The sequence below is a fragment of the Pseudomonas sp. P4_C1 genome (assembly GCF_056402155.1).
In genome coordinates, this window is sequence record NZ_JBFUHY010000008.1 from 23,338 (window position 1) to 40,079 (window position 16,742).

17 protein-coding genes are annotated in these 16,742 nt (G+C 60.0%); 9 read left to right on the forward strand and 8 right to left on the reverse strand.

Features of this window, described 5'->3' with window-relative positions; all coding sequences use genetic code 11:
• The first annotated feature begins 122 nt into the window (after positions 1 to 122).
• Positions 123 to 1,373 (forward strand): MFS transporter, encoded by a 1,251-nt coding sequence (locus AC1DU9_RS07825; protein ID WP_223461031.1) that lies wholly within the window; start codon positions 123 to 125, stop codon positions 1,371 to 1,373.
• 6 nt (positions 1,374 to 1,379) lie between these two features.
• Here AC1DU9_RS07825 and AC1DU9_RS07830 read toward each other — a convergent pair whose 3' ends face one another.
• Complete coding sequence (locus AC1DU9_RS07830; RefSeq protein WP_223461029.1) at positions 1,380 to 1,931, reverse strand: DJ-1 family glyoxalase III; 552 nt, start codon at positions 1,929 to 1,931, stop codon at positions 1,380 to 1,382.
• Positions 1,932 to 1,999: 68 nt separating this feature from the next.
• A complete protein-coding gene (locus tag AC1DU9_RS07835; RefSeq protein WP_223461027.1) occupies positions 2,000 to 2,446 on the reverse strand; it encodes a DUF4879 domain-containing protein in 447 nt (148 codons plus the stop codon).
• 223 nt (positions 2,447 to 2,669) lie between these two features.
• On the opposite strand from AC1DU9_RS07835, the gene AC1DU9_RS07840 reads away from it, so the two are divergent.
• Both AC1DU9_RS07840 and trmA read left to right on the forward strand, forming a co-directional pair.
• A complete protein-coding gene (locus AC1DU9_RS07840; protein ID WP_223461025.1) occupies positions 2,670 to 3,965 on the forward strand; it encodes an NCS2 family permease in 1,296 nt (431 codons plus the stop codon).
• Positions 3,962 to 5,041: a tRNA (uridine(54)-C5)-methyltransferase TrmA gene (gene trmA, locus AC1DU9_RS07845; RefSeq protein ID WP_223461023.1), complete on the forward strand. Its 1,080-nt coding sequence runs from the start codon at positions 3,962 to 3,964 to the stop codon at positions 5,039 to 5,041. Before AC1DU9_RS07840 ends, trmA begins: the two co-directional genes overlap by 4 nt.
• Before the next feature lie 54 nt (positions 5,042 to 5,095).
• Here trmA and AC1DU9_RS07850 read toward each other — a convergent pair whose 3' ends face one another.
• Both AC1DU9_RS07850 and AC1DU9_RS07855 read right to left on the reverse strand, forming a co-directional pair.
• Positions 5,096 to 5,542: a DUF2442 domain-containing protein gene (locus AC1DU9_RS07850; RefSeq protein ID WP_223461021.1), complete on the reverse strand. Its 447-nt coding sequence runs from the start codon at positions 5,540 to 5,542 to the stop codon at positions 5,096 to 5,098.
• Positions 5,539 to 5,967, reverse strand: a complete 429-nt coding sequence (locus AC1DU9_RS07855) for a DUF4160 domain-containing protein (protein ID WP_223461019.1) — start codon at positions 5,965 to 5,967, stop codon at positions 5,539 to 5,541. Before AC1DU9_RS07855 ends, AC1DU9_RS07850 begins: the two co-directional genes overlap by 4 nt.
• Before the next feature lie 228 nt (positions 5,968 to 6,195).
• On the opposite strand from AC1DU9_RS07855, the gene AC1DU9_RS07860 reads away from it, so the two are divergent.
• The 3 genes from AC1DU9_RS07860 (at position 6,196) to AC1DU9_RS07870 (ending at position 8,548) form a co-directional block, all read left to right on the forward strand.
• Positions 6,196 to 7,107: a LysR family transcriptional regulator gene (locus AC1DU9_RS07860; protein ID WP_223461017.1), complete on the forward strand. Its 912-nt coding sequence runs from the start codon at positions 6,196 to 6,198 to the stop codon at positions 7,105 to 7,107.
• Positions 7,108 to 7,247: 140 nt separating this feature from the next.
• Positions 7,248 to 7,688 carry a type II 3-dehydroquinate dehydratase gene (gene aroQ, locus AC1DU9_RS07865; protein ID WP_223461015.1) on the forward strand — a complete coding sequence of 147 codons (441 nt, stop codon included), beginning with the start codon at positions 7,248 to 7,250 and terminating at the stop codon, positions 7,686 to 7,688.
• A gap of 5 nt (positions 7,689 to 7,693) precedes the next feature.
• On the forward strand, positions 7,694 to 8,548 hold the full coding sequence (locus AC1DU9_RS07870) for a shikimate dehydrogenase (RefSeq protein ID WP_223461013.1): 855 nt from the start codon (positions 7,694 to 7,696) through the stop codon (positions 8,546 to 8,548).
• Positions 8,549 to 8,584: 36 nt separating this feature from the next.
• Here the strand turns inward: AC1DU9_RS07870 and AC1DU9_RS07875 are convergent, their stop codons facing one another.
• Positions 8,585 to 9,262, reverse strand: coding sequence for a TetR/AcrR family transcriptional regulator (locus AC1DU9_RS07875; RefSeq protein WP_223461011.1), 678 nt, complete (start codon positions 9,260 to 9,262; stop codon positions 8,585 to 8,587).
• A 102-nt stretch (positions 9,263 to 9,364) separates the two neighbouring features.
• The gene (gene quiC / locus AC1DU9_RS07880; RefSeq protein ID WP_223461008.1) at positions 9,365 to 11,266 is read right to left on the reverse strand and encodes a 3-dehydroshikimate dehydratase QuiC; all 1,902 of its coding nucleotides are present in this window, start codon (positions 11,264 to 11,266) and stop codon (positions 9,365 to 9,367) included.
• Between the two features lie 268 nt (positions 11,267 to 11,534).
• Here quiC and AC1DU9_RS07885 point away from each other — a divergent pair, with 268 nt between their 5' ends.
• On the forward strand, positions 11,535 to 12,872 hold the full coding sequence (locus AC1DU9_RS07885) for an MFS transporter (protein WP_223461006.1): 1,338 nt from the start codon (positions 11,535 to 11,537) through the stop codon (positions 12,870 to 12,872).
• A gap of 52 nt (positions 12,873 to 12,924) precedes the next feature.
• On the opposite strand, the gene AC1DU9_RS07890 is transcribed toward AC1DU9_RS07885, so the two are convergent.
• Both AC1DU9_RS07890 and AC1DU9_RS07895 read right to left on the reverse strand, forming a co-directional pair.
• Positions 12,925 to 13,809 (reverse strand): DMT family transporter, encoded by an 885-nt coding sequence (locus tag AC1DU9_RS07890; RefSeq protein WP_223461004.1) that lies wholly within the window; start codon positions 13,807 to 13,809, stop codon positions 12,925 to 12,927.
• Between the two features lie 123 nt (positions 13,810 to 13,932).
• Positions 13,933 to 14,709, reverse strand: coding sequence for an IclR family transcriptional regulator (locus AC1DU9_RS07895; protein WP_223461002.1), 777 nt, complete (start codon positions 14,707 to 14,709; stop codon positions 13,933 to 13,935).
• Between the two features lie 166 nt (positions 14,710 to 14,875).
• On the opposite strand from AC1DU9_RS07895, the gene ypfJ reads away from it, so the two are divergent.
• Positions 14,876 to 15,769, forward strand: coding sequence for a KPN_02809 family neutral zinc metallopeptidase (gene ypfJ / locus AC1DU9_RS07900; RefSeq protein WP_223461000.1), 894 nt, complete (start codon positions 14,876 to 14,878; stop codon positions 15,767 to 15,769).
• Positions 15,770 to 16,729: an alpha/beta fold hydrolase gene (locus AC1DU9_RS07905; RefSeq protein WP_223460998.1), complete on the forward strand. Its 960-nt coding sequence runs from the start codon at positions 15,770 to 15,772 to the stop codon at positions 16,727 to 16,729. It abuts the gene before it with no gap.
• The last annotated feature ends 13 nt before the right edge of the window (positions 16,730 to 16,742 follow it).

Below are 16,742 nucleotides of genomic sequence, written 5' to 3' on the forward strand. Positions count from 1 at the left end.
ACTTTTCCTGTGGGAACCTGGAGAAAATCGATGTCTGGCTAACTAAAGTTTTTGTTATGGCAACTTTCTGTTACAGGTTGGTGATAATCTCGTCGTTCCCCTCTCCCCAGATTTTCCCGCAGATGCCCAGCCAAGAGCCCTTGCTGTTACGTCACCATCGCCCTTTTCTCGCGTTCTGGCTGGCACGGGTCTTCACCGCCAGCGGCTTTCAGATGCTCACCGTGGCCATCGGCTGGAACCTGTATCAATTGACCGGCAACGTGCTCGACCTGGGTCTGGTCGGCCTGGTCGAGTTCGCCCCGCGCGTGCTGTTCATGCTGCACACAGGGCACGTCGCCGACCGCTATGACCGACGCAAGGTCGCGGCGATCTGCCAGTCCTTGCAGGCACTGATTGCCCTGTCGCTGGCCATTGGCAGTGCCACCGATCATGTCACCCGGGAAATGATCTTTATCCTGGCCTTCCTGCTCGGCGCCGCGCGCTCCTTTGAAATGCCGACCACCCAGGCCCTGCTGCCAGGCATCGTGCCCAGCACGCTGTTTCCCCGTGCGGTGGCCGCCGCGCAATCGGCCCAGCAATCAGCCACCATCGTCGCCCCGGCCCTCGGCGGTTTGCTCTACGCCTTCGGCAGCGTCTGGGTGTATGGCCCGACGGTGTTTTTGTATGTCATCGCCTGTTCGCTAATGCTCAACCTGCCAGCCCGGCAAACCCCGCTGAACAAGGGCAAGGCCACCCTGGATTCACTGCTCGCAGGCATTCGCTTTATCCGCAGTCGTCCGGACATTCTCGGGGCGATCTCCCTCGATCTGTTCGCGGTGCTATTGGGTGGTGCGACGGCGTTGCTGCCGGTGTTCGCCAAGGACATTCTGCTGACCGGCCCCTGGGGATTGGGACTGTTGCGTTCGGCACCGGCAGTGGGCGCGCTGCTGATGTCGCTGTTCCTGGCGCGGTTTGCCGTGGAACGCAACGTCGGGCGGGTGATGTTCACCGCCGTGGGCGTCTTCGGCGTGGCAACCATCGCCTTCGGCCTATCGACCTCGTTCTGGTTTTCCCTGGCGGTATTGGTGGTGTTGGGCGCGGCGGACATGATCAGCATGGTGATCCGTGCCTCGTTCGTGCAACTGGAAACCCCGGACGAAATGCGCGGTCGGGTCAGTGCCGTGAACGGCTTGTTCATCGGTGCCTCGAACCAGTTGGGCGAATTCGAATCTGGTCTGACCGCCCACTGGTTCGGCACTGTGCCAGCGGTGGTCATGGGCGGGATCGGCACGCTGGTGGTGACCGGGGTGTGGGTCAAACTGTTCCCGACACTGGCCAGCCGCGATCGCATGCACGTGGCTAAAGATGAAGAGAAGGAAGAGGCGAAAGTCTGATGCTCTCTAAACGAGCAACTCCCCCGCCACTGCCATGCGAGTGGCTTTACCGCAGAGTTGCTCCACCAGCGCCAGGGCAAACGCCAAAGCGCCGCCTGAACCCTGGGCCGTGATGCAATTGCCATCGACCACCACCGGTTGATCGACGAAGTTACAGCCCAACAGTTGATGGCTGGCCGAAGGCAAACAGGTCATACGCCTTTGACGCAATACGCCAAAGGCCTGCAGCGCCACGGCGGGCGCCTCGGCGATGCCGGCGAACAGGCGACCGGCTGCCGCCTGATCCTTGATCAATTGTTGCAGGGGTTGGTGTGCTGCCAAGTGCTGCGAACCCACCGCACCACCCGGCAAGGCGATCAGGTCGAAGGGCTGCGCCAGTAAATCCACCAGCATGGCATCGGACGTCAGGCGCGTGCCGCGGGCGCAGGTGAGCATGCGCCGCCCTTCGATACTGGCCACCACCACTTCTATTTTCGCGCGGCGCAGTACGTCGATCAGGGTCACGGTTTGCAGGTCATCGGTACCCTCGGCGAGGGCAATCAAGGCTCTAAAGGTCATCAGGTATTGTCCGCAGAATGATCTTTTAAGCGTAGTCAGCTTTCCTGCCCCTTGTTCGGGACCTGTGGTTACTTGATGTAAAGCTGCGTCGACATCGTATTGCCGGGCGCGTTGATCGAAGTGTTGCTGAAGGTCAGCGTGCCTTCCTGCTTGCCCGCCAGATCGAGTGCATACAAATAGCCGACGGTTTTTTCCCCGGGGGTGCAACTGGTCAGGTTGCCGTTCTTGAACGCGCAGACCGGGGTGCGGGTGCCATTCACTTCGAAACCGTCCAGGGCGACATGGGCCTCGCGTCCATAACCGACTTCCAGCACGTACACCGTGATGTTCGGGCCATTGTGATCGCAGCGAGTCCGGGTTTGCCCTTCGTCGATGTTTTCAACGCCACAGGACGGCGACGCGACCTTGAGCACCTTCAATTGCGTCAGTGGCGCAGCCGAGGCCGCCACGGCCGTTTGAGCCCCGAGAAACAACGCCATCCATACGCTGAACACGCTAACCAGACGCCTTTTCATGCAGGACCCATCCCCCCCAAAAAACCAGCGCGCAGTATGGCGTACTTGGTGTTGTCGCAAAACATCGACGACGATCACCGCCATAAGCAGCCATATCCCCAAGCTACTGGTATGATGCGCGGCTTTTTCCGGCCCACAGTAATTTCCAGGCGCGTTCTGCTGCCTGTGCTTTGCTGTTGAGGTCGATACATTCACGGCGCCCGACGCGCCACGGGGAGCAGACATGCTGGAAAGGCTGTTTCAACTCAAGGCACACAACACCAACGTGCGGACCGAGATTCTGGCGGGCGTCACGACCTTTTTGGCCATGGCCTACATTCTGTTCGTCAACCCGAGCATCCTCGGTGAGACCGGCATGGACAAGGGCGCGGTGTTCGTCGCCACCTGCCTGGCAGCCGCCATCGGCTCGACGACCATGGGCCTGATCGCCAATTACCCGATCGCCCTCGCACCAGGCATGGGACTGAACGCCTTCTTCACCTACACCGTGGTCCTGCACATGGGCCACACCTGGCAAGTAGCACTGGGCGCGGTGTTCATCTCGGCGGTGTGTTTCTTTCTGCTGTCGATCTTCCGCATCCGTGAATGGATCATCAACAGTATCCCGCTACCGCTGCGCTCGGCGATTGCTGCCGGCATCGGCCTGTTCCTGGCGCTGATCGCCCTGCACAACGCCGGTATCGTGGTCAGCAACCCGGCGACCATGGTCGGCCTCGGTGACCTGAAACAACCGGCTCCGATCCTCGCCACCCTCGGTTTTGCCCTGATCGTCGCCCTCGAAGCCCTTGCCGTGCGCGGTGCGGTGCTGATCGGCATTCTGGTGGTGACCATCGTTTCGATCGTGATGGGCTTCACCCCGTTCGGCGGCGTGATGTCGATGCCGCCGTCCCTGGCCCCGACCTTCTTGCAACTGGACATCAAGGGCGCACTGGACATTGGTCTGGTCAGCGTGATCTTCGCCTTCCTGTTCGTCGACCTGTTCGATAACTCCGGCACTCTGATCGGCGTCGCCAAGCGTGCCGGATTGATGAGCAAGGACGGTCACATGCCGAAAATGGGTCGCGCGCTGATCGCCGACAGCACTGCAGCCATGGCCGGTTCCCTGCTGGGCACCTCGACCACCACCAGCTACATCGAATCCGCCGCTGGCGTGAGTGCCGGTGGCCGCACCGGCCTGACCGCCGTCGTGGTCGCGATCCTGTTCCTGCTGGCGCTGTTCTTCTCGCCACTGGCCGCCAGCGTTCCAGCCTTCGCCACTGCACCGGCCCTGCTGTTCGTCGCCGTGCTGATGACATCCGGCCTGGCCGAAATAGACTGGGATGACATCACTGTCGCCGCGCCGGTGGTGATCACCGCGCTGGCCATGCCGTTCACTTATTCCATCGCCAATGGCATCGCCTTCGGTTTCATTTCCTGGACCGCCATCAAGCTGATGTCCGGTCGTGGCCGTGAGCTGAACCCGGCGCTGGTGATCCTGTCGATTCTGTTCGTGATCAAGCTGGGTTGGTTCAACGCATGACTTTTGATTCCCAGGCCTACGCCGTTCAACTCGAAGAAAAGGTCACTCGTTTGCGTGACCTGCTGGCCCCGTTCGATGCACCGGAGCCAGCCGTTTTCGATTCGCCGCTGAAAAACTTCCGCCTGCGTGCCGAGTTCCGCCTGTGGCGCGAGGCCGGCGAGCGTCACTACGCGATGTTTTCCCAAGAAGACAAACGCACGCCAATCCTGATCGAAGAGTTCCCGATCGCAAGCAGGCGCATCAACCAGTTGATGCCGCTGCTGAAGGCAGCATGGCAAGCGAGTGCGCCCCTGAGCCACAAGCTGTTCCAGGTGGAGTTCCTGACCACCCTGGCCGGCGACGCGATGATCACCCTGTGCTATCACCGCCCGCTGGACGAGCACTGGCATGCGGCGGCGTCGAAACTGGCGGCCGAGCTGAACGTCAGCATCATCGGCCGCTCCAAGGGCAAACGCGAAGTTATCGGTCACGATTACGTGGTCGAGAAGCTGGAAGTCGGCGGCCGCACCTTCAGCTACCGCCAGCCGGAAGGCGCGTTCACCCAGCCCAACGGCACAGTGAACCAGAAGATGCTCAACTGGGCATACGACGCGCTTGACGATCGCACCGACGATTTGCTGGAGCTGTATTGCGGCAACGGCAACTTCACCCTGCCGCTCGCCACCCGCGTGCGCAAAGTGCTGGCCACCGAAATCAGCAAGACTTCGGTCAACGCGGCGCTGAGCAACCTCAGCGAAAACGCTGTGGATAACGTCACCCTGGTGCGTCTATCCGCCGAAGAACTGACCGAAGCCCTGAACGAAGTGCGTCCGTTCCGCCGCCTGCACGGCATCGACCTCAAGAGCTACGAGTTCGGTAGCGTGTTCGTCGACCCGCCCCGTGCCGGCATGGACCCGGACACCTGCGAGCTGACCCGGCGCTTCGACAACATCCTGTACATCTCCTGCAACCCGGAGACCCTGGCGGCCAACATCGCCCAACTGCACGACACCCACCGCGTCACCCGGTGCGCGATGTTCGACCAGTTCCCGTGGACCCATCACATGGAATCCGGGGTGTTGTTGACCCGGCGTTGATGGCGCCTGCCAGGCACAAAAAAGCCGTCTTCACGACGGCTTTTTTGTGGGAGCTTACAAGACAACATCGACCTTGCGCGGGCGCCCGCCTTTCCTGCCGTTGGCCCGCGCAGCTTCAGACTTTGCGGCGCTGCTCTGGCGACCATTGCGCGAAGCGACGACCGAGGCCGCCATGGCCATCAGCGGCTTGCTGGCAGAAATCATCCCGGCGATAGATACATGCAGGTCCTTGCCTTCATGGCACAGGGCAGTACCCGCGTAGCCGACAGTCAGACTGGCGTAGTCCTCGACCTCGAAATCATCGAACTCCGGATAGTTGGCCACGGGCAACAATACGCCGCTGCCATCTTCGAAGCCGACGGCCAGACAGGGGGCCAGATAGGTAACCGCTGTCGCTTGCAGGCTATTTTTTCTACGTAACTCGCCACGTTCGATGGCTTTGTCCAGGCGACTTTCCGTTACGGGATTATCAGCCTGAACCTTGGCTTTTATCGTTTTCATAACTCGATCTCCACACTTTCCTGTGCGCCTATCAGGGACAGCAACGTCTTGTTCGATTCAGGTTCGTACCAAGCCGATCCAATCATATTGGTAGTACTGACAACCCTTTTCACCACAACGACTTCGTTGCTTTGCCAGTCCCACAATTGATTATCAAGACAGGCCGTTTGCAATTTTCGCCACCAGATGCCCCGGGCGCGCCGCAAATGGGCAGGTTGCTGGAGCGATTGGCGCAATCCCTCAAGCACCGCCAACGGTGGCCGACGCGAAAGCGGAACTACATCCCAGAGCTCGACACCGTTGTGCCAAAAGCTGAACCTGAATCTCGCACTCCACGTACCCGCCTCCACATGCGCATGAGGCGGACAATGCTCGTCTCGCAACATGATCACTACCGACAGTCCTTTGTAATTGCATACCTTCATGCTAACCCATCCGTTAGGTTAATGGATCCGAGAATCCGATACTCCCTGGAAAATTCTGACCATCGGTATTGACCGGTGAAATCATTTCTTCCGCCCTCAGGCTAGCGTCCTGGCGATTCCCGAACCTGCGCAACACCACGCGAATTGGTAAGAAATCCTTTCTTTAAGGCACTGGCACCTGATAAATACTGGTCCAGCTTCTTCATTTGATCCTTGGTGTAATCAATCATGCAGCGACAATTCGACGATCTTCAGTTGGGCAGCATCGAGCTGTTTTGCCTGGCCGCCGAGGCCGGCAGTTTTACTGCCGCGGCGCTGGTGGCAGGCGTCACGCCCGCTGCCGTGAGCCGTTCGGTGTCGCGTATGGAAGAGCGCCTGGGTGTGCGCCTGTTTGCGCGCACCACCCGCAGCGTGAAGCTGACCGACAGTGGTCGCCGCTATTACGAGGAATGCCGCCAGGCCCTGGCGCAACTGGTCGAGGCCCAGCGTGAGGTGATGGGCCAGCAGCAAGTGCCGTCCGGTACTTTGCGCATCAGTATTCCGACCACCTACGCGCATCATCGAATCCTGCCGCTGTTGCCCGAATTTCGGGCGCGTTATCCGGCGGTGAAGGTCGAGTCGCACATCAGTAATCGCAACATCGATTTCGTCGGCGAAGGCTACGACATGGCGATTCGTGTGCGAGCCATCCCGGACTCCGGCCTGATCGCCCGACAGCTGGAAGACGCCGCCCTGGTGTTGATCGCCAGCCCTGATTACCTGAAACGGGCCGGCACCCCGCAAACCCTCGACGACCTCGAAAACCACGAATGCATTCAGTACGAATTGCCCAGCAGCGGCCGACGCATTGCCTGGTTGTTCAACGATGAAGGCGTGCCCCGGGAGATTCTGGCCGAGGGCAACCTCAGTTGTTCCGACGATGTACTGGGCGGTGTGACCCTGGCCAAACACGGGGCGGGGTTGTTTCAGACCTACCGTTTTATCGTGGAAAAGGAACTGGCCGACGGCTCGCTGGTGGAAGTACTCAAGCCCTATGGCGGGCGCTCGCGGCCATTCACGCTGCTTTACCCGCAAAGTCGTCATGTGCCGCTGCGCCTGAGGGCGTTCATTGATTTTCTGGTGGAGCATTTGCCGCGCTGAACACCGAAAGTGTCCGATCACCGCCCACAACCAGCCAGCGTGCCTTCACTTCAATTGACCAAATTAACTAGTTAGTACAATTTATCTCCACAGGCCGAAAACCTCGGCCGATTCCAAAAATAATAAGTGGAGAGATTCCGATGTCCCCTATCGTTCTGGTGCTCAACGGCCCGAACCTGAACCTGCTCGGCACCCGTGAACCGGCGACCTACGGCCACGAAACCCTGGCGGACATTTCGGCCCTGTGCGCACGCGCCGCTGAAGAGTTCGGTCTGGCAGTGGAGTTTCGCCAGACCAACCATGAAGGCGAATTGCTCGACTGGATTCACGCCGCCCGTGGTCGCTGCGCCGGGATCGTCATCAATCCTGCCGCGTGGACCCACACCTCGGTCGCCATCCGCGACGCCCTCGTCGCCAGCGAACTGCCGGTGATCGAAGTCCACCTGTCCAACGTCCACGCCCGCGAGCCGTTTCGCCACCACTCGTTCGTATCCGCCATTGCCACCGCCGTGCTGGCCGGTTTTGGCGGCCACGGCTATCGCCTGGCGCTGGAACACTTCAGCCATCGTTTGAAGGGGTGATCGCCGTGACTCAGAACAACGTGATACTGGCCGGGCTGATCGGCGCCGGCATCCAGGCTTCCCGCACACCAGCCTTACACGAGCATGAAGGCGATTCCCAGGGAATGCGTTACCTCTATCGCTTGATTGACCTCGATTCGTTGAAACTCGACAGCAACGCTCTACCCGACCTGCTGATGGCTGCCGAGCGCATGAACTTCACCGGATTGAACATCACCTTTCCCTGCAAGCAGGCAATCATCCCGTTGCTCGACGAACTTTCGCCGGAAGCCCGCGGTATCGGTGCGGTCAACACGGTGGTGTTCAAGGATGGCAAACGCATCGGCCACAACACCGACTGCCTGGGCTTTGCCGAGGGTTTTCGCCGGGGATTGAAGGGCGTTGCCGTTGAACGTGTCGTACAGATGGGCGCTGGCGGCGCAGGTGCTGCGGTGGCCCACGCGTTATTGAATGAAGGCGTACAACAGCTGAGCATTTTCGATGTGGACATCCGTCGCGCCCAGGATCTGGCTGACAACCTCAATCAGCATTTCGGCGTCGGGCGGGCGGTGGCTGGGTATGACCTGCCGAGCGCCATGACCCGGGCTGACGGCCTGGTGAACACCACGCCGATGGGCATGAAAAAACTGCCGGGCATGCCGGTGTCGGTCGCGTTGCTGCGGGCCGAATTGTGGGTGGCGGAGATCGTTTACTTCCCGCTGGAAACCGAACTGCTGCGCAACGCCCGCGCCATCGGTTGCCGGACGCTGGACGGCGGCAACATGGCGGTGTTTCAGGCGGTGAAGGCGTTCGAGTTGTTCAGCGGCGTGGTGCCTGATGCCCAGCGGATGCTTGAGCATTTCCAGAGCATGAATGGCTGAATGAGTGAAGTGAGGGGGCAATCCCCTCACCCCGCATCAGGCTTGCAGGTAGCGCAACACCGACTCGCAAATCATCTCCCGATGACGCTGCTTGACGCGTTCGTCCGGCAAGTCGATCTGGAAAATCTCACCCACGGTATGGCGGTTCGAAACGCGATAGAAGCAGAACGAACTGATCAGCAGATGCACGTCCAGCGGGACGAGTCCGGCGCGGAAGACACCCTCTTCAACGCCACGACGCAGAATCACATCGAGGGAATCGAGTACGGTGTTGTTCATCGCCCTGATCGCCTCGGAACGCTTCACATACTCGGCGTTGTGGATGTTTTCGATACTGACGATGCGCACGAAATCGACGTTGCGATCATGGTGATCGAAGGTGAATTCAACCATCCGCCGAATCGCTTCCACCGGAGCCAGTTCGGTCAGGTGCAGGCGGCTTTCGGTGTTGCGGATATCGCCGTAAAGCTTCTCCAGCACTTCGACGTAGAGCTGTTCCTTACTGCCGAAGTAGTAATAGATCATGCGCTTTGAGGTGTGGATGCGCTCGGCGATCGCATCGACGCGAGCACCGGAAAGCCCCTGCTGGACGAATTCGACAATCGCCTCCTGCAGGATGTTTTCGCGGGTCTTTTCCGGGTTGTTCTTGCGACTCTTGCGCGGCTCTGCACCCGGCTCTACGGAGGCTGCGGGGAGTTCTGAGGTCATTGTCATTGCGGGCTCACGGCCATCACTGCACAGGCTGGCGATTATGGGCCGCGCAACACAGTGAAGGAAGCCGCGCGGCCCACGTTTAATCCCGCGTTTACGAATTTCCTACAACTTCGCCTGGCGCAATGCGCCGCTACGGGATTTGGCCATGGCCGCCAGCCGCACCGCGACGTTGGCCGCGCCGTAGCCGGCATAACCGTTTTTACGCTGGATGATCTCAAAGAAGAATCGCCCCTCGAACGGCTCGGTGTACACATGAAACAGTTCACCGCCCTGGGCATCGCGGTCGTACAACACGTTGTAGTAGGCCAGTTCGCTGAGGAACTCGTCGTCGAAATCGAATCGCGCCGCCAGGTCATCGTAGTAGTTGAGCGGGATATCCAGCAGCGGCACACCCGCCTCTTTTGCACGGCTGACCTGGGCAAAGATGTCATCACAATCAAACGCGATGTGATGCACACCGGAGCCGCGATAACTCGACAGCGCGTGTGAGATCGCGGTGTTGCGGTTTTCGGAAATGTTCAGTGGCAGGCGGATCGAACTGTCGCGGCTGCGCAGGGCACGGCTCTTCACCAGACCATAAGGATCGGGCAACACGACTTCATCGTCCGCCTCGAAATCCAGCAGGCTCTTATAGAACAGTACCCAGCTGTCGAGGCTGTCTGCCGGCAGCGCCATGGCCATGTGGTCGATGCGTTTGAGGCCACCGCTGACCAGCGCTTGCGGGTACAGATTGAAGTCGGTGCCATAAACATCGGCGTGCTGATCCACCAGATAGATCAGGCTACCATCCGGCGCACGCACGGCCGCTAGTTCCAATTCGTTGGGGCCGACCAACCCGCGATAGGGCTGGCCCTTGTAGGCCACGGCTCGGGCCAATGCGCTGGCGCTGTCCTTGACCCGCACGGCGGTGGCACACAATGACGGGCCGTGGGCTTCGAAAAAGCTGTGGCCGAAGGAGTAAGGCTCCGAGTTCAGGATCAGGTTGATATCGCCCTGGCGCAGCAGGCTGACGCTCTTGGAACGATGCTGACCGGCCTTGACGAAACCTAGTCGCTCCAGCCAAAGGGAAAGCTTGGCGCCGAGGCTTTCGTCCACGGCAAACTCCAGAAACTCGATGCCGTTGTACTCGCTGGCCTTGGGCGTTTCGAACAGAATCCCGGGGTTGGCCGCAGGCTTGGCTTCCTGCGCCAGACGCGCGCGTGTTTTCTCTTCCAGGTACAACAACGAGCGCAAGCCGTCGGCGGCATTGGCCCGTGGCGGCGCGGCGCGGAAACCATCGTTGAAGATTTCCAGCGACAATGGCCCGGTGTACCCGCTCTTGATGATCGGTGCGAGGAACCCCGGCAGGTCGAATTCACCCTGGCCCGGGAAGCAGCGAAAATGCCGGCTCCACTCCAGCACGTCCATGGCCAGGATCGGCGCGTCAGCCATTTGCACGAAGAAGATCTTGTCGCCGGGAATCTCGGCGATAGCACTTGGATCGCCCTTGAGCGACAAGGTGTGAAAGCTGTCCAGCAACACGCCAAGGCTGGGGTGATCGGCCTGCCGCACGATGTTCCACACCTGTTGATATGTGTTCACATGCCGGCCCCAGGCCAGCGCTTCATAACCGATGCGCAGGCCGCGTGCCCCGGCGTGTTCAGCCAGCAGCCGCAAATCGTCGACCAGAATTTGTTCATCACCGATGGACTCGGCCGAGGCGTTGCTGCACACCAGCACCAGATCAGTGCCCAGTTCCTGCATCAGGTCGAACTTGCGCTCGGCGCGTTCCAGATTGCGCGACAATCGATCACGCCGACAGCCTTCGAAATCACGGAACGGTTGAAACAGGGTGATGGCGATCCCGAGATCGGCGCACATCTGTTTAATTTCCCGTGGGCTACCGTCGTAGTAGAGAAGATCGTTCTCGAAAATCTCGACGCCGTCGAACCCGGCGGCGGCAACGGCTTCGAGTTTTTCCGGCAGGGTACCGCTCAAGGATACGGTGGCAATGGAACGCTGCATATTTCGGCTCCCGGTGGAGGCTTCGGCTACAGGGAATTTGCGCCGCTTTTAAAAGAGTGAGCGGATTATTGAGCCGGGTTGTCCATTGGGCAATTTAAAGTGTACTACCCAGTTAGTTTTGTGTTCGATTATCGAACACAATGGTGGTTGGCGAATTGACGATTTTTTGTCCACTGCCCAACATCGCCCTCACATTAAGTCCGGACACGCAGCACCGGCCGCGATGTCCAAAACACCAAATAACAAATTCAAAAAACGGGTGGCACACATGATTCCTTCCCAAAGCTCTCGCATGGCTGCGGCCATGAACACCACTGCCGGTGGCATCGGCGACAAAATCCGCGGCGCCATGGCGGTCGGCAAAACCCGTTGGGGCATGCTGGCGCTGGTGTTTTTCGCCACCACCCTGAACTACATCGACCGCGCCGCCCTGGGCGTGATGCAGCCCATCCTGGCCAAGGAAATGAGCTGGACGGCGATGGATTACGCCAACATCAACTTCTGGTTCCAGGTGGGTTACGCCATCGGGTTCGTTCTGCAGGGCCGGTTGATCGACCGGGTCGGTGTCAAGCGCGTGTTCTTCTGCGCCGTTCTGCTCTGGAGCCTGGCGACCGGCGCCCACGGTCTGGCCACTTCGGCGGTCGGCTTCATGGTTTGTCGCTTCATCCTCGGCCTGACTGAAGCTGCGAACTACCCGGCTTGCGTGAAAACCACGCGCCTGTGGTTCCCGGCCGGCGAGCGCGCCGTGGCCACCGGTATCTTTAACGCTGGCACCAACGTCGGCGCGATGTTCACGCCGATGCTGCTGCCACTGATCCTGCACGTCTGGGGCTGGCAAGCCGCGTTCCTGTGCATGTCGGCACTGGGCGGGATCTGGCTGCTGTTCTGGGGCCTGAAGTACTTCAACCCGGAAGATCACCCGAGCGTCAAACAGTCGGAGCTGGACTACATCCAGAACGAAGTCGAGCCGGAACAAACCCGCGTACCCTTCTCGAAAATCCTGCGCATGCGTGGCACCTGGGCCTTCGCCCTCGCCTATTCGATGACCGCGCCGGTGTTCTGGTTCTACCTGTACTGGCTGCCGCCGTTCCTCAATCAGCAATACAACCTGGGCATCAACGTCACCCAGATGGGCATTCCGCTGATCATCATCTACCTCACTGCCGACTTCGGTAGCGTTGGCGGCGGCATCCTCTCCTCATTCCTGATCGGTCGCGGAGTCAACCCGATCAAGGCGCGACTGATGTCCATGTTCCTGTTCGCCTGCTGCATCATCGGCGTGATCATGGCGGCCGGCTCCAGCAACCTGTGGGTCGCGGTGTTCGCCATCTCCCTGGCCATCGGCGCACACCAGGCCTGGACTGCAAACATCTGGAGCCTGGTGATGGACTACACGCCCAAGCACATGATGAGTACGGTGTTCGGCTTCGGCGGCATGTGTGCGGCGATTGGCGGGATGTTCATGACCCAGTTGGTCGGCCATATCCTGACCGTCACCAACAACAACTACACCGTGCTGTTCACCATGATTCCGGCGATGTACTTCATTGCGCTGACCTGGATGTACTTCATGGCACCGCGCAAGATTCCGACCGTTACCGACTAACGTTCGGCGCCATGCCCCTGTGGGAGCGAGCCTGCTCGCTCCCACAGTTTTTTTAGCGGCGGCTTTGCTGCCACGCTGCTGCCAACCCGCTGCAGCAGATAACGGCAATGCCGAGCACGGTGGTCAGTGTCGGCGTATGGGAAAACAGCAGCCAGCCCAGCAGGCCGGCGAAGATGATCTGGCAATAGCTGAACGGTGCCAGCAGTGCCGGTGCCGCGAGGCGGAAAGCCTGGGTCAGGAACAGGTGTGCCGTCATCCCGCAGGCCCCCAGCGCCAGCATCATCGCGCCATGCATCAGGTTCGGCGTCTGCCAGAAGAACGGCACCAGCGCACTCATCACCAGCGTGTTGCACAAGCCTGCAAAGAAGTTGCTGGTGGTCGGGCTGTCGATCTCGCTGAGCTTGCGTGTCAGCAATTGATAGAAGCAGAAAAACAGTGCCGAGCAGAACGGCAGCAACACCGCCGGGGTAAACAGATCACCGCCGGGGTGAACGATGATCAGCACCCCGCTAAAACCGAATATCACCGCCAGCCATTGCCCTCGTGTCACTCGTTCCTTAAGCAGCGGCACCGACAACGCGGTGACCAGCACCGGAGCGAGGAAGTTGACCGATGTAGCCTCGGCCAGCGGGATGTACATCAAGCCTGTGGTGAACAACAGACTGGTACCCAGCAGGCACAGCGCCCGGATCAGCTGAAGCAATGGCCGTTTGGTACGCAGCACTCGCAGCCCGGATTGCGGCAGGAAAATCCCGGCCATCAGCAAGGTGTGAACCACGTAACGCGCCCAGACCACCATGACAATGGGATAAAAACCCGAGAGATATTTGGAGAAGGCGTCGTGGCTGGAAAACAGGAAGGTCGCGACAACGATCAGCAGGATCCCTTTGAAGGGCTGATTGACGCCGGAAAGCGGGGTGCTACTGGGCGACGTCAAGACGAAGTCCTTTTATGAGTGGAGGCGAGACCGGAATAATTTAGAACCTGGTTCCACTTTACGACATCAATGACTCAAGAAAGTGTGCGAATACCGCACGCTCTATTCAAGCAGACATCACGCTCAATAGAACAACTCTGACGCCTGGCTCGCCAGCGAAAGCTCTTCGGCATACTTCAACAAGGTCGACGCCAACTCATGCAAGCGCGCACCGGGCATTCGCGCGCTTGGCCCGGCAATACTGAGCACGCCGATAACCCGCCCATCCAGTGGATGACGGACCACGGCGGCAATCGCCGAGGTGCCCACCGCCGAACTTTCCTCGACCCAGGCGTAGCCTTGCTCCCGCGCCAGACGCAAGCGCTCCAGCAGTTCAATATTCGAACGCGGTGCATTAGGCCCGATGTCCCGAGGCAATTCGGCCCCTTGCCGCTCGACCAGCGACAGCGCCTCGGCATCGCTCATGCACGCCAGCCACGCATGCCCGGAAGCCGTGTAGAACAAAGGTGCATCGCGGCCCATGTCCGGGTCGTAGCGCAGACCCGAGCGGGCGCCTTGGGACTTGGCGATCCAGACGGGTCGCTCACCCTGGATCACCCCCAGACGCACCAATTCACCGGTTTCCCCGGCCAGTCGATCGAGCACCGGCTGAACGATATCCGCACCGCTGCCGGACAGGTATCGAAAGCCCATGGCCACCAGTTTGGTCGACAGGTGATAGCGCAAGTTGTCCGGATTCTGCCGCACGTAACCCAGGCGAATCAGTTCGGCGAGCAACCGATGAGTCGCGCTTTTAGGGATTTCCAGTTGCTCGGCCAACGTCTGCATCGGCAAACCCTGCGGTTCACCGGTCAGGCTTTCCAGCACGCTGAAGACACGTTCGATCTGACTGCCAGCCATGGTAGGCCCCAAACAAAATTTGGCTGATTCTAGAAGAGAAGCCCCACGAAGCAAAATTCGGAACCAGTCGCCCAACCGGCAGTCAGACAACCGGACTGGCGCTGCTCCCACTTGGCAGCAACACTCATCGCACGGAGCTTTACCCGGAACAGAAGAGGATTCCCACATGCTATGGAAAAAAGGCCGACGCAGCGACAACGTAGTCGACGCCCGTGACGATGATGTTGCCAGCGGTGGCAGTAGCGTGCGTTTTGGCGGTGGCAAAGGCCTGAGCCTGACGGCGATCCTCCTGATCGTCGGCATTGGCTGGATTACCGGCCAGGACCCGCTGCAAATCCTCGGCCAACTGACCGGGCAAATGGAGCAGCAATCGGCGCCCGCCACCCACCAGACTCGCAAGGCGCCACCGGCCAATGATGAAGGCGCGGAATTTGTGCGTTCAATCCTCGGCGACACCGAGGACACCTGGGGTGCGATATTCCAGCAGGCCGGCCGCCAATATAAGGACCCGACCCTGGTGCTGTTCAGCAACCGCGTGAATTCGGCCTGCGGCCTGGCCACCTCGGCGACCGGCCCGTTCTATTGCCCGGCCGACCAGAAAGTCTACCTGGACATGGCGTTCTTCCAGGAAATGTCCCAACGCTTTTCCGCCGCGGGCGACTTCGCCCAGGCCTACGTGATCGCTCACGAAGTCGGACACCATGTGCAAACATTGCTCGGGGTTTCCGCGAAAATTCAGGCCGCACGCCAACAAGGCCGGCAGATGGAAGGCGACGGCGGGTTGCTGGTTCGTCAGGAACTGCAAGCCGACTGCCTGGCCGGCGTCTGGGCCAACAATGCGCAGAAGCGCCTGAACTGGCTGGAGCCGGGCGACATTGAAGAAGCATTGAACGCAGCGAATGCCATCGGCGACGATCGTTTGCAGCAACAGGGTCAGGGCCGCGTGGTCCCGGACTCGTTCACCCACGGTACGTCGGCGCAACGGGTGCGCTGGTTCAAAACCGGTTTCGCCCAAGGCCAGGTAAGCCAGTGCGATACCTTTGCGACGAAAAATCTGTAAATGAAGAATTGGTTGCTGGCTGTACTGATCGTTAGCGCAAGTGCCCAGGCTGCGGAACATGGCGTCAAGGAACTCAGCCCCGGGCGCCTGCTGTTGAAATCAGGTGAAATAGCGGTGGGCATCAGCCCCGCCCCGGCAAAGATCGAACGGGTGCTGATCCTCATCCACGGGCGCTCGCGCAATGCGCAAACCTATCTGCAAAGCGGCGAACACGCCGCCGAACTCGCCGGACAGAGCGCGATGACACTGGTGATCGCCCCGCAGTTTCTCAATGAAACCGACGTTGCGGTCCATCCGGTGGCCGACACGGTTTTGCGTTGGCAAGACAATGAGTGGATGGCCGGCGGAGAGTCCACGGCGCCGTTTCGGCTGAGTTCCTACGCCGCGCTCGACGAAATCATCGCCCGCCTGGGTGACCGCCAGCAGTTTCCGGAGGTGAAGCAAATCGTCATCGCCGGGCACTCCGGCGGCGCGCAGGTGGTTCAGCGCTATGCATTGCTCGGTCACGCGCAGTCCGGCCTCGATGCGGCTGGCGTGCAGGTGCGCTACGTGATCGCCAATCCGTCCTCCTACGCTTATTTCGATGAGCGCCGGCCCGTGGCGTTCAGCCACGCGGGGTGCCCGCAGTTCAATCGCTGGAAATATGGGTTGACGGATTTGCCCGCTTACGCCGAAGGACAAACTCCCGCACAACTGCAGGAAAAGTACCTCAAGCGTGACATCGTTTATCTACTGGGCCAGCAGGACACCGACCCGAATCATCCGGCGCTGGACAAGAGCTGTGAGGCCAGGGCGCAAGGGCCGTATCGATTGGCGCGCGGGCGTTTTTACTTTGATTATCTGAAGCGGCTGCAACCGCAAGGGTTGAAGCAGCAACTGGTTGAAGTGCCAGGAGTCGGGCATGACGGGGATGGGATGTTTATCTCGCCGCAGGGGCAGAAGGCTTTGTTTGGTCAGTAGGTTATGTACTGCC

What these genes read in the sequence shown, in the direction of transcription:
- AC1DU9_RS07895 (WP_223461002.1), bottom strand. Translation starts at nt 14,709, where the DNA reads ATGGCTGGCAGTCAGATCGAACGTGTCTTCAGCGTGCTGGAAAGCCTG.
- quiC (WP_223461008.1), bottom strand. Translation starts at nt 11,266, where the DNA reads ATGCAGCGTTCCATTGCCACCGTATCCTTGAGCGGTACCCTGCCGGAA.
- AC1DU9_RS07905 (WP_223460998.1), top strand. Translation starts at nt 15,770, where the DNA reads ATGAAGAATTGGTTGCTGGCTGTACTGATCGTTAGCGCAAGTGCCCAG.
- ypfJ (WP_223461000.1), top strand. Translation starts at nt 14,876, where the DNA reads ATGCTATGGAAAAAAGGCCGACGCAGCGACAACGTAGTCGACGCCCGT.
- AC1DU9_RS07885 (WP_223461006.1), top strand. Translation starts at nt 11,535, where the DNA reads ATGATTCCTTCCCAAAGCTCTCGCATGGCTGCGGCCATGAACACCACT.
- AC1DU9_RS07875 (WP_223461011.1), bottom strand. Translation starts at nt 9,262, where the DNA reads ATGACAATGACCTCAGAACTCCCCGCAGCCTCCGTAGAGCCGGGTGCA.
- AC1DU9_RS07860 (WP_223461017.1), top strand. Translation starts at nt 6,196, where the DNA reads ATGCAGCGACAATTCGACGATCTTCAGTTGGGCAGCATCGAGCTGTTT.
- AC1DU9_RS07825 (WP_223461031.1), top strand. Translation starts at nt 123, where the DNA reads ATGCCCAGCCAAGAGCCCTTGCTGTTACGTCACCATCGCCCTTTTCTC.
- AC1DU9_RS07850 (WP_223461021.1), bottom strand. Translation starts at nt 5,542, where the DNA reads ATGAAAACGATAAAAGCCAAGGTTCAGGCTGATAATCCCGTAACGGAA.
- AC1DU9_RS07855 (WP_223461019.1), bottom strand. Translation starts at nt 5,967, where the DNA reads ATGAAGGTATGCAATTACAAAGGACTGTCGGTAGTGATCATGTTGCGA.
- AC1DU9_RS07835 (WP_223461027.1), bottom strand. Translation starts at nt 2,446, where the DNA reads ATGAAAAGGCGTCTGGTTAGCGTGTTCAGCGTATGGATGGCGTTGTTT.
- AC1DU9_RS07840 (WP_223461025.1), top strand. Translation starts at nt 2,670, where the DNA reads ATGCTGGAAAGGCTGTTTCAACTCAAGGCACACAACACCAACGTGCGG.
- AC1DU9_RS07830 (WP_223461029.1), bottom strand. Translation starts at nt 1,931, where the DNA reads ATGACCTTTAGAGCCTTGATTGCCCTCGCCGAGGGTACCGATGACCTG.
- aroQ (WP_223461015.1), top strand. Translation starts at nt 7,248, where the DNA reads ATGTCCCCTATCGTTCTGGTGCTCAACGGCCCGAACCTGAACCTGCTC.
- trmA (WP_223461023.1), top strand. Translation starts at nt 3,962, where the DNA reads ATGACTTTTGATTCCCAGGCCTACGCCGTTCAACTCGAAGAAAAGGTC.